Consider the following 10919-nt stretch of genomic DNA (forward strand, 5'->3'; position numbering starts at 1 on the left):
ACTTTTGGACATACTCTCTTTGATCCCGCAATTTGGCAATCTGCTCTACACGATAATAGCCTTCGTTATTGCGCTTTCAGTGATTGTCGCGGTGCACGAATACGGCCACTACATCGTTGGTCGGTGGTCTGGCATTCATGCCGAAGTGTTCTCGATCGGTTTCGGCCCGGTTCTATGGAGCCGCGTAGACAAGCGCGGCACTCGCTGGCAGGTCGCGCTGCTGCCATTTGGCGGTTATGTCAAATTCCTGGGGGATGCCAATGCCGCGTCCGGCAAAGACGTAGACGCGATGAGTGAGATCTCTGCACAAAGCCCGGAAGAGCTGCGCCGCACCATGCACGGCGCCCCGCTTTGGGCGCGTGCGGCTACTGTTGCGGCAGGGCCGGTCTTTAATTTCGTGATGTCGATATTGGTGTTTGGCCTGATTTTCTGGTCGCAGGGTGTTTCCCGTGAACCTTTGACTGTTGGCGCACTGCAGCCGTTGCCTGGTACAATTCAGGGTCTGCAGGAGGGCGATGAGATTATCGCCATCGCAGGCATTCCAACACCGGATTTCGATGACGCAAGCAACTGGTCCGATTTCATCAATTCGCTGCCTGTAGAACCAGAGCTGGACTATACGGTTATCCGAGATGGAGAGACCACTGATGTCGTGGCACCTTGGCTCTTTCCACCGCTAATCCAACAGGTTACGCCGCGCAGTGCAGCGATGGACATACAGTTGCAGCAGGGCGACGTAATCACGGCGGTAGACGGTGATCCGATCTTTGCGTTCGAGCAACTTAAGGAACATGTCGAAGGATCGAACGGGCGCGTATTGCTGTTGGATGTATGGCGCGACGGGGCGGATTTAGAATTTGCACTTGCGCCCCGACGCACCGACGAGCCGACGTCGGATGGTGGTTTCATCACCCATTGGCGCATCGGTATCGTCGGCGGCATGATGATCGATCCCGAAACCGTTCCAGCGGGCATTTGGGATTCGATCGAAGGTGGCGTGGTCCAAACCGGGCGCATCATCGAAGGCTCACTGTCGGGAATGTGGCACATGATCACCGGAGCGATCAGCACCTGCAACATTTCCGGGCCGATCGGTATTGCCGAAACCTCGGGTGCTATGGCCAGCCAGGGAGCTCAGAACTTCATCTTCTTTATCGCCGTATTGTCAACGGCGGTCGGGTTGCTGAACCTGTTCCCGATCCCAGCCTTGGATGGGGGGCATTTGCTATTCTACGCTTATGAAGCTGTGTCTGGTAGACCACCCAGTGATAAAGCGCTGAGGGTACTGATGGGGGTCGGTGTCACACTGATCCTGTCATTGATGCTTTTCTCGGTCAGTAATGATCTGTTCTGCTGATTAAGGCGATCTTGGCACCGTTCCGACGCAAAATTGCCGCAATTCAAGCCTATCTTATTGGGGTGCATCGATAAGTGTAGGCTTGAGTTCAATGACCAAGGCGTTTCAAAAATCCTATCAGAGTGTCAGCGTCCTGTTCCAGTTGAACTGGGATATGCTGCTCAGCTTTGCCGTGACCGCACTGGCCCTAGCTGTTGGTGGTTATCTGCTCGGTTTGTGATTCTCCTGAACATGTCTGACTTACGTAAAACGGCCTTATGGGCCGTTTTTGCTTTTTCGTCTTTTGACATGGCCCCACAATCGGGCTACTCAGCAGCTAAAGGCTGAAAATTCTGGGTAGTGATAAAAATGACTGACAGCAGGCGCACGGGCACATACTGCGGCTCGCGGGGGCGGAAAAGCAACATTTTGTGGCAGGCACTAACGTTCTTTTTCCTTTTTGCTACACCGGGTTTACTGGTTCTGACGCAGCCCGCACAGGCGCAATCTTACACCATCAACAGCTTCGAAGTTGAGGGCAATCGACGGATCGAGACTTCGACGATTATCGCCCGCACCGGAATCGAACCGGGGCAGACTGTTACGGCAGGACAATTGAATGATGCCTTCCAGCGTTTGCTTGACAGTGGTGTTTTTGAAACAGTCGAACTTACACCACGTGGCAGTACGTTGGTCATCGCGGTCGAGGAATACCCGACCATCAACCAGATTAGCATCGAGGGCAATCGCCGCGTAAAAGATGATCTCCTGCTCGAAGCGATATCGTCCCAAACCCGCCGCGTATTCACGCCTCAACAGGCCGAAGCGGACGCTGACCTGATTGCCGAAGTATATTCGGCGCAGGGCCGCGTATCCGCGACGGTTATCCCGCGCATCATTCGTCGCAGCGATAACCGTGTCGATCTGGTGTTCGAAGTCGCCGAGGGAACGACAATCGAGGTCGAGCGAGTCAGTTTTGTAGGAAACCGCGCGTTTTCGGACCGTCGACTGCGCCGCGTGCTTGAAACAAAGCAGGCGAACATTCTGCGGACCTTCCTTCGCGGCGACACCTTCATTGCCGACAGAATCGAATTCGACAAACAGGTGATCCGTGATTTCTACCTGTCACGCGGTTATATCGATTTTCGCGTCAATAGTGCCAATGTCGAATTCACCCGCGAACGGGATGCATTCTTTCTGGTTATGAACGTCACAGAAGGACAGCGGTTCTCGTTCGGTCAGATTACGACCGTCAGTGAGATCCCGGGTGTGGACCCGGCGCCTTATCAGGCGGCTCTGAAAGTCAAACCAGGTGTAATTTATTCTCCGACGGTGCTTGAGAACTCGATCGCGCGGATGGAGCGTCTGGGGCTGAAAAACGGCGTTGATTTTCTGCGGGTCGAGCCCCGGGTAACGCGTAATCCCCGCGATCTGACATTGGATGTCCAGTTCGTGCTAACCCGTGGCCCGCGTATCTTTGTGGAACGCATCGATATCGAGGGGAACACAACCACGCTAGACCGTGTGATCCGCCGTCAATTCGATACCGTTGAAGGCGACCCCTTCAATCCCCGTGAAATCCGCCAGAGCGCCGAACGTATTCGCGCCTTGGGTTTCTTCTCGGTCGCTGATGTGGAAACCCGCGAGGGATCGTCGCCAAGCCAGGTCATCGTGGACGTGGATGTCGAAGAACAACCCACCGGTTCGTTGAGCCTGGGTGGTAGCTACTCGGTCTCGGACGGTTTCGGGATCGCAATCGGATTGAATGAATCGAACTTCCTCGGCCGCGGGCAAAACCTGGGTATCACGTTGTCGACAGCTCAGGATTCTGAACAGTACGTTATCAACTTTACCGAGCCTTATCTGCTGGGCCGTAAGCTGCGCTTTGATCTTGGGCTTGGTCTGGCCAGCACCAATTCGAGCTTTGCCAGCTACGACACAAAAACAGTGTTCTTCCGCCCACAGCTGAGCTACGCGATTGGTGAATTGTCGGCGTTGCGTCTTCGCTATGGTTGGGATCGCAGCGAAATGACCCAGCAGAGCAATGAGCGGAACGGCGCTGTCATCTCATCAGAGATCGATCAGGGGAAACGAACCAGCAGTTCTCTGGGTGTATCCTACGTATACGATAGCCGTATTGGTGGCCTGAACCCCACAGCGGGCGTCCTGTTCGAAGTCGGCGTGGATGCTGCTGGTCTTGGCGGGGACAACGAGTTCTTCAAAACCACGGCACGGGCGATAGCCCAGAAACGCGTCCTCAACGAAGAAGTCGTATTGCGCGCGACGCTTGAATTGGGTGCACTGAACTGGACCGGGGACGATTTCAGCCGCACGCTCGACCGGTTTGTTCTAGGTCCTAGCACATTCCGCGGGTTTGAGCCTGCTGGTATCGGGCCGCGTGACCTTTCGAACGGGCAGGACGATGCCATCGGCGGCAACTACTACTGGGTTGCTCGTTTCGAATCGGACTTCCCGCTGGGGCTGCCCGAAGAACTGGGGCTGCGTGGCGGCGTCTTCTACGATGTTGGCAACCTCTACAATCTCAACAACGTCAACACCGCTGGCGCTGATATTGTTGGTGAAAGCGGTTCGATCCGGCATGTTGTAGGGGTATCCGTACTGTGGGAAACACCGTTTGGTCCGCTTCGCTTCAACTTCTCGCAGGCCCTCAAGAAAGAGGACTTCGATAAAGAGCAAAGCTTTGACCTGACCGTTCAAGCCAGGTTCTGATCGCGAATGATCACCGAAGTTAAGAACATCCTGCAGGGCCCGCTAAGGGCCCTGTGCGTTTTGGTACTTGTAGCTGTAGCAATGCCGCTGGGTGCGCAGCAATTGGGCGTGCCACAAACAGACGTTCTGACAATCTCCAGTGAGCGTTTGTTTGCAGATTCCGCCTTTGGGCAGCGCGTCTTTCGCGAGATTGAAGCCGAAAGCACCCTTTTGGCTGAAGAAAACGAACGGATTGTGGCGCAGTTGAGCAAGGAAGAAAAAGATCTGACCGAAAAGAGGTCAGATCTTTCAGCGGACGAGTTTCGCCCGCTTGCCGAAGCTTTTGACGAGAAAGTTCAATCACACCGTGACGGCCAGCGCGCCAAACTGGACGCATTGGCGCGGCGCGGCGAAGAGGCGCGTGGTCAGTTTTTTGAAATGGCGCAACCGGTGCTGATCGAATTGCTGCGCGAATTTGGCGCCTCGATTGTGATCGAGCGGTCCAATGTGGTTCTAAGCACGGACGCCTCAGATATTACCAACGCTGCGATCGCCAGGATCGATGCCGCAATCGGCGACGGCGCTACACTTGAAAACAATAACAACGAATAGGCTGGCTTGCCCTTGAGTACGGGTATTGCTAACCACGCTTGAAAGAGACATCCAGAACAGGACATCCGCACCATGACCACGGAAACCAAGAGCGCCGACATTCAGCTGATTCAGCGTATATTGCCGCATCGCTATCCGTTTTTGTTGGTCGACAAGGTTGTGGATATCGATGGCTATCAATCAGCGGTGGGCATCAAGAATGTCACCATGAACGAGCCGCACTTTCAGGGCCATTTCCCCGGAACTCCGATCATGCCTGGCGTGACCATTGTCGAGGCGATGGCGCAGACTGCAGGGGTTATGCTGGGTGTCGGCATGGATGTAATCGACAGCGAGTTGCTGATCTATTTCATGAATATCGACAAATGCAAATTCCGCCGCAAGGTCGTACCTGGCGATGTTCTCGAAATGCATGTCGAAACTGTACGCGGTAAGAAAGGTGGCAAGATCTTCAAGTTCAGCGGCCGCGCGACAGTCGAGGGCGAGGTTGCTGCCGAAGCTGAATTTTCGGCCTATGTCGACTGGGACATGGAAAAAACAACATGAGTGGTATTCATCCCAGCGCCATTATCGAAGACGGTGCGCAGATCGGGCAGGGTTGTACGATTGGTCCATTCTGCCATATCGGTCCGCAGGTCCGTCTGGGCGATCGGGTCGAATTGAAATCCCATGTCGTAGTCACCGGCGATACGTCAATTGGTGATGACACAGTGATTTTTAGCTTCGCAGTAGTCGGTGAAATCCCACAAGATAAGAAATTCGGTGGTGAGAACACACGCCTTGAAATCGGTGAACGCAATCGCATTCGCGAGCATGTGACCATCAACACCGGCACGGATGGCGGCGGTGGTATCACCCGGATTGGCGATGACTGCTTACTGATGGCCGGTGTCCACGTGGCGCATGATGTACAAATCGGCAACCGGGTCATTCTGGTGAATCACGCTGGCGCGGCTGGTCACTGTATTATCGAGGATGACGTCATCGTTGGTGGAATTTCGGGCTTGCATCAGTTCGTGCGCGTAGGTCGCGGTGCCATCATTGGCGCGCTTACGATGGTCCCGAATGATGTGATCCCATATGGGCTTGTTCAGGCGCCTCGGGGCGAGCTGGATGGCTTGAACCTGGTCGGTTTGAAACGGCGTGGTGTAACGCGTGAGGATATCTCGGCATTGCGCGCGGCCTTCAAGGAACTGTCAGAAGGAGACGGCACCTTCATGGATCGCGCCACCCGGCTGGGCGAGGATGCTGACAACGAATATGTGCGCCAGATCGTCGAATTTGTGACGGGGCAAACAGACCGTTCGTTCCTGACCCCGAGGAAGTAGGCCAATGCTGGCATTGATCGCAGGAACTGGCGCTTTACCAGACGAGGTCGTCACTTATCTGCCAAACCGCCCGCTAATCTGCGCTCTGGAAGGGTTTGAGCCCGATACACTGACCACCGACTTAGTTTTTCCATTAGAGCAACTGGGTAGCTTCATCGCCGATCTCAAAGCCCGCGGCGTGACCGAGATTTGCATGGCAGGGGCAGTGCGTCGTCCGACCGTCAATCCAGCTCGCATTGATGCGGCAACGATGCCGCTGGTGCCGATCCTGCAAAAGGCCATAATGGCCGGTGACGACGGCGCATTGCGCGCGGTCATTGGTATATTTGAGGATGCCGGTTTGACGGTCCGTGCGGCGCATGAGATCGCGCCGGATTTGCTGCCGCCGCTTGGCTCATTGACCGAAGCCCAGCCTTCTGAAGCGGATCACGCCGACGCAGATCGAGCGGCAGGAATCCTGCGCAACATGGGGGCGGCGGATATCGCTCAGGCTTGCGTAGTACTGAAATCCCAAGCGTTGGCGATCGAGGGCATCTTTGGCACCGCATGGATGCTGCAATCCTTGACACAGCGCCCCGACGCGGGCGGTGGCATTCTGTACAAAGGTCCAAAGCCGGATCAGGACCGGCGCGCAGATTTGCCTGCCATCGGACCCGACACCGTGTCAGCAGCCGTCGCTGCGGGCTTGTCTGGCATTGTCATTGAAAAGGGCGGCGTCATCGTTTTGCAACGCGATCGCGTGATTGAAGAATGCAATCGCCTTGGTCTGTTTCTTTATGTCCGCGAGCGCACGGTCTGATGCGCGTATTTCTGGTCGCCGGTGAACCTTCGGGCGACCGTTTAGGGGCCGCGTTGATGGAAGGTCTGCGCACCCTTTTGCCAGAGGTGCAGTTTGATGGGGTTGGCGGGCCGCTAATGCAGGCGCAGGGGCTGACCAGCCGATTTCCCATGTCTGAACTCAGCATTATGGGGTTGGTCGAGGTTCTGCCCAAGTTCTTTCACCTAAAACGCCGTATCGCTGAGACTGCTCAGGCAGTTCTAGACACGAAGCCTGATGTACTGATCACTATCGACAGCCCGGATTTCTCGTTGCGTGTGGCTAAGCTGGTAAAGGCCTCCAGCGAGATTCGCACTGTCCACTACGTTGCCCCCAGCGTCTGGGCCTGGAGGCCGGGGCGCGCAGACAAGATGGCGAAAGTAATCGATCACGTCCTTGCGCTGTTACCCTTTGAACCGCCTTATATGGAGCGGGCAGGGATGGAGTGTGACTTTGTCGGCCATCCGGTTGTGAACGAACCCATTGCGTCCGATCAGGATATCCAGCGATTCCGCGCGGCTCACGATCTGGGCGACGCGCCGATCGTGCTGGCTTTGCCCGGCTCTCGGCGGGGTGAGGTCGAACGGCTGGCTCCGATCTTTGGCGCTGCTTTGCAGGAATTTCTGAAAGACCGTTCCGATATGCGCGTGGTCGTGCCCGCAGTTGCACATATGGTTGATGCGGTCGCCGAACAGGTTCGGAACTGGCCGGGGAATCCGATAGTTGTCGATCCGCGGGAATTGCCCTCGGACGACGCGCAAGCGCAGAAACGGGCAGCGTTTGCCGCAGCTGATCTTGCATTGGCTGCATCCGGCACGGTCTCATTGGAACTGGCCGCGCAGGCAACACCGATGGTGATTGCCTATAACCTCAACTGGCTGACCACGCTGATCGCAAAACGAATGGTTAAGCTGGACACCGTCACACTGGTCAATCTGGTCTCGGAGACACGCGCAGTACCCGAATGTCTGCTGGATGAATGCCAACCGGATAAGATCGCTGCGGCGTTGGAACAGGTGGCCGCCACTCCCAACGCCCAACATCAAGCCATGGCGACGACGATGGAGCGTCTTGGTCGCGGTGGCGAAGCACCGGGTTTGCGTGCGGCAAGGGCCGTTTTGGACAGAATGAAATCGTGATGCTGGATCACACGATCTTCGCTGCTTCGGCCTTCATGGCGCAGGTTTTGACCAATCTCGACAACCTTGCAGCTCTTGTAGCGTTGATGATGGTGTCTGGTCCGCGCCGGACCGTTGCGGGCTTCCTGCTGGCGCAGATGTTAATCATCGCGGCCGCCTTATTGTTGGCCTTGGGTGTCGATGATGTGGTGCCACATTGGGCTGGATATCTGGGCGTGATACCACTTGGCCTCGGGCTGATCGGAGTTATCCGTCAGTTCCGCGGATCAGAAACCGACGAGGCCCCCCAAATATCCACGAGTGCCTCAACATTCGTCACCATGCTGCTGTTCATAAGTCTGTCGATGGACACGTTCGCTGTGCTTGCGCCGCTATTGGCCGACTCAGCCCCCAGCTATCGGATTGCGGGTGTCACCGGCGCGGTGGCCGCAGCGCTGACGCTGACCATGCTGGGGCTTTGGGGTGCACAATCCCCAATCATGACCGGCGGTTTCGCACGTCGGCTTGAGAAACTGGTGCCTTACGTGATGATTTGTGCCGGGATCTATATCCTCAGCAACTCGTGGACTGACGCGATTTAGTAACCGCGCCAGATCCAGCCGCCGCCAAAGATACGGCTGCTATCGGTTTCGTAGAACACACAAGCCTGACCCGGAGAGATACCTTCCTCGGGCGTCAGCAATTCAACCTCGGCTGTTGTGTCCGAAAGGGGGCGAATAATCGCCTCACGCGGGGGGCGGGTCGAGCGGACTTTGACCGAAACATGCCATTCGTTCTTTGACGTGAACGGTTCGTCTCCCAGCCAATTGATCTCGCGCACGGGAACGGTTCTTGTGGCCAACATCTCTTTGGGGCCGACAACAACCTGTTTCTTGTCCACATCCAGCTTGACCACATACAAAGGTTCGCTGAGACCACCGATACCGAGCCCACGACGCTGACCGATCGTATAGTGAATCACCCCGTTATGCTGCGCTAGAACGCGGCCATCGGCGTGTACGATCTCACCGGGTTCTGCGGCTCCGGGGCGCAGTTTTTCGATCACGCTGGCATAGTTTCCGTTGGGCACAAAACAGATGTCCTGACTATCCGGCTTGTCCGCAACGGCCAGCCCATATTGTGCCGCCATCTCGCGCGTGGCGTCTTTGGAGGGCAGGTGGCCAAGCGGGAAACGCAGGAAATCCAACTGTTCCGGTGTGGTCGAAAATAGGAAATAGGACTGATCGCGATTTGCATCCTCAGCGCTATGAAGCTCGGCGCCATTGGGGCCCATCTTTCGCTGGATGTAATGGCCTGTGGCCATGCAGTCGGCCTCAAGGTCCTTGGCGGTCTCAAGCAAGTCCTTGAACTTCACCCGTTCATTGCAACGGATGCAGGGCACCGGCGTCGCGCCGGCAAGATAGCTGTCGGCGAATTCGTCGATTACAGCGTCCTTGAAGATATTTTCATAGTCCAAGACGTAGTGAGGGAACCCGCGTTCTTCCGCCACGCGACGCGCATCGTGGATGTCGATTCCCGCACAGCACGCGCCTTTCTTGGCCAACGCCGCACCGTGATCGTAAAGCTGCAGAGTAACACCTACGACATCATAGCCTTGATCAGCGAGATGGGCCGCCACAACAGAGCTGTCCACACCGCCGGACATGGCCACGACAACCCGCGTTTCCGAGGGTGGTTTGGCAAAGCCAAGCGAGTTCAGCGGGGTCTCGGTATCGAGGGCCATAGGCGGTTCCTGTCCGGGTTAAGAAAGACCGGCAGAATATAAGAAAATTCTACACACTCTCAAGGGGCGGTTTCACGCCCTTTTAAGTAGGCTGGGTGCAGCTTTGTCGCAGCAGTAGAAGGTAAGAGAGATGTATTTGCACAAAGTGGAAGGTCCAAGGTCGGTCACCCTGCCGGACGGGAGCGTGCTGACACGCGCCGATTTACCTCCTGCGGACACGCGGCGCTGGGTGGCGTCGCGCAAGGTGATCGTCGTGCGTGGTGTACTTTATGGGTTGATTTCGTTGTCCGAAGCCAAAAAGCGCTATGGCATCAGCGATGAAGAGTTCAACTCGTGGGTCTCAGCAGTTGCTGAGCACGGGATCGATGCGTTGAAGGTGACGGCCTTAAAAAAATATCGACAACTTAAAGGTGAAAGTGAATAAATGATTCAACGGTAACGTCAGATTAACCATTTTTATTCAGGCTCAAATCAGTTGAAGAATTTGACCTAAATTGGAGCAGTGAACATGCGCATACTTCTTGTCGAGGATGATCCAACCACGTCCAAAAGCATCGAACTGATGCTGACACACGCCAATCTCAACGTGTATGCGACGGACCTTGGCGAAGAAGGCATCGATCTGGCCAAGCTATATGATTACGACCTCATCCTGTTGGACTTGAACCTGCCGGATATGAACGGCCATGAAGTATTGCGCCAACTGCGCATAGCACGGGTAGAGACACCGATCCTGATCCTGTCGGGCGCTGATGACACCGAAAGCAAGATCAAGGGATTTGGATTTGGAGCAGACGATTATCTGACCAAACCTTTCCATCGCGAAGAGCTGGTGGCGCGCATTCATGCGATTATCCGCCGCTCTAAGGGGCATTCTCAATCCGTGATACACACCGGGCAGGTCGCCGTAAATCTGGATGCCAAAACCGTAGAGGTGAACGGAAAAACCGTACACCTGACAGGCAAGGAATATCAGATGCTGGAACTTCTGAGCCTGCGGAAAGGAACAACACTGACCAAAGAAATGTTCCTGAACCATCTCTACGGCGGCATGGATGAGCCCGAGCTCAAGATTATCGATGTCTTCATCTGCAAGTTACGCAAGAAACTCAGCAATGCGACCGGCGGTGAGAATTATATCGAGACGGTCTGGGGCCGTGGATATGTCCTGCGGGATCCACAAGCCAACAACATGGGTGAAACCCGCATGGCTGTGGGCGCTTGACCTGATCTGATAGCTGCCGTCGTTGGTCTG

General features: G+C 55.6%; 12 protein-coding genes. 11 read left to right on the plus strand and 1 reads right to left on the minus strand.

What is annotated here, in order from left to right; translation table 11 throughout:
* Positions 1-4: 4 nt before the first annotated feature.
* The 9 genes from rseP (at position 5) to ACR0I1_RS02205 (ending at position 8522) form a co-directional block, all read left to right on the plus strand.
* On the plus strand, positions 5-1357 hold the full coding sequence (gene rseP / locus ACR0I1_RS02165; protein WP_170595683.1) for an RIP metalloprotease RseP: 1353 nt from the start codon (positions 5-7) through the stop codon (positions 1355-1357).
* A 91-nt stretch (positions 1358-1448) separates the two neighbouring features.
* Positions 1449-1577, plus strand: coding sequence for a hypothetical protein (locus ACR0I1_RS02170; RefSeq protein ID WP_255612105.1), 129 nt, complete (start codon positions 1449-1451; stop codon positions 1575-1577).
* Positions 1578-1705: 128 nt separating this feature from the next.
* Positions 1706-4066: an outer membrane protein assembly factor BamA gene (gene bamA, locus ACR0I1_RS02175; protein WP_170393133.1), complete on the plus strand. Its 2361-nt coding sequence runs from the start codon at positions 1706-1708 to the stop codon at positions 4064-4066.
* Positions 4067-4072: 6 nt separating this feature from the next.
* Positions 4073-4657: an OmpH family outer membrane protein gene (locus ACR0I1_RS02180; RefSeq protein ID WP_170393132.1), complete on the plus strand. Its 585-nt coding sequence runs from the start codon at positions 4073-4075 to the stop codon at positions 4655-4657.
* 72 nt (positions 4658-4729) lie between these two features.
* Positions 4730-5203: a 3-hydroxyacyl-ACP dehydratase FabZ gene (fabZ, locus tag ACR0I1_RS02185; protein ID WP_170393131.1), complete on the plus strand. Its 474-nt coding sequence runs from the start codon at positions 4730-4732 to the stop codon at positions 5201-5203.
* Positions 5200-5985 carry an acyl-ACP--UDP-N-acetylglucosamine O-acyltransferase gene (gene lpxA / locus ACR0I1_RS02190; protein ID WP_170405636.1) on the plus strand — a complete coding sequence of 262 codons (786 nt, stop codon included), beginning with the start codon at positions 5200-5202 and terminating at the stop codon, positions 5983-5985. The genes fabZ and lpxA overlap by 4 nt, the downstream gene beginning before the upstream one ends.
* Positions 5986-5989: 4 nt before the next feature.
* Positions 5990-6784, plus strand: coding sequence for an LpxI family protein (locus ACR0I1_RS02195; RefSeq protein ID WP_480704765.1), 795 nt, complete (start codon positions 5990-5992; stop codon positions 6782-6784).
* Positions 6784-7941 carry a lipid-A-disaccharide synthase gene (gene lpxB, locus ACR0I1_RS02200; protein ID WP_480704767.1) on the plus strand — a complete coding sequence of 386 codons (1158 nt, stop codon included), beginning with the start codon at positions 6784-6786 and terminating at the stop codon, positions 7939-7941. Before ACR0I1_RS02195 ends, lpxB begins: the two co-directional genes overlap by 1 nt.
* Complete coding sequence (locus ACR0I1_RS02205; RefSeq protein ID WP_170625932.1) at positions 7941-8522, plus strand: cadmium resistance transporter; 582 nt, start codon at positions 7941-7943, stop codon at positions 8520-8522. The genes lpxB and ACR0I1_RS02205 overlap by 1 nt, the downstream gene beginning before the upstream one ends.
* On the opposite strand, the gene mnmA is transcribed toward ACR0I1_RS02205, so the two are convergent.
* Positions 8519-9664, minus strand: coding sequence for a tRNA 2-thiouridine(34) synthase MnmA (gene mnmA / locus ACR0I1_RS02210; RefSeq protein WP_170405650.1), 1146 nt, complete (start codon positions 9662-9664; stop codon positions 8519-8521). The two genes, ACR0I1_RS02205 and mnmA, sit on opposite strands and share 4 nt — an antisense overlap.
* A 130-nt stretch (positions 9665-9794) precedes the next feature.
* Between mnmA and sciP the strand changes: the two genes are divergently transcribed.
* Together sciP and ctrA are read left to right on the plus strand one after the other, a co-directional pair.
* Positions 9795-10088 (plus strand): CtrA inhibitor SciP, encoded by a 294-nt coding sequence (gene sciP, locus ACR0I1_RS02215; protein WP_170393125.1) that lies wholly within the window; start codon positions 9795-9797, stop codon positions 10086-10088.
* Positions 10089-10172: 84 nt separating this feature from the next.
* Positions 10173-10889, plus strand: coding sequence for a response regulator transcription factor CtrA (gene ctrA, locus ACR0I1_RS02220; RefSeq protein WP_170393124.1), 717 nt, complete (start codon positions 10173-10175; stop codon positions 10887-10889).
* The last annotated feature ends 30 nt before the right edge of the window (positions 10890-10919 follow it).

Source organism: Ruegeria sp. B11, from assembly GCF_056539785.1.

Excerpts from the sequence above, each read along its gene's own strand:
- ACR0I1_RS02170 (WP_255612105.1), top strand. The coding sequence starts at position 1,449 with ATGACCAAGGCGTTTCAAAAATCCTATCAGAGTGTCAGCGTCCTGTTC.
- bamA (WP_170393133.1), top strand. The coding sequence starts at position 1,706 with ATGACTGACAGCAGGCGCACGGGCACATACTGCGGCTCGCGGGGGCGG.
- ACR0I1_RS02180 (WP_170393132.1), top strand. The coding sequence starts at position 4,073 with ATGATCACCGAAGTTAAGAACATCCTGCAGGGCCCGCTAAGGGCCCTG.
- fabZ (WP_170393131.1), top strand. The coding sequence starts at position 4,730 with ATGACCACGGAAACCAAGAGCGCCGACATTCAGCTGATTCAGCGTATA.
- lpxA (WP_170405636.1), top strand. The coding sequence starts at position 5,200 with ATGAGTGGTATTCATCCCAGCGCCATTATCGAAGACGGTGCGCAGATC.
- ACR0I1_RS02195 (WP_480704765.1), top strand. The coding sequence starts at position 5,990 with ATGCTGGCATTGATCGCAGGAACTGGCGCTTTACCAGACGAGGTCGTC.
- lpxB (WP_480704767.1), top strand. The coding sequence starts at position 6,784 with ATGCGCGTATTTCTGGTCGCCGGTGAACCTTCGGGCGACCGTTTAGGG.
- ACR0I1_RS02205 (WP_170625932.1), top strand. The coding sequence starts at position 7,941 with ATGCTGGATCACACGATCTTCGCTGCTTCGGCCTTCATGGCGCAGGTT.
- mnmA (WP_170405650.1), bottom strand. The coding sequence starts at position 9,664 with ATGGCCCTCGATACCGAGACCCCGCTGAACTCGCTTGGCTTTGCCAAA.
- sciP (WP_170393125.1), top strand. The coding sequence starts at position 9,795 with ATGTATTTGCACAAAGTGGAAGGTCCAAGGTCGGTCACCCTGCCGGAC.
- ctrA (WP_170393124.1), top strand. The coding sequence starts at position 10,173 with ATGCGCATACTTCTTGTCGAGGATGATCCAACCACGTCCAAAAGCATC.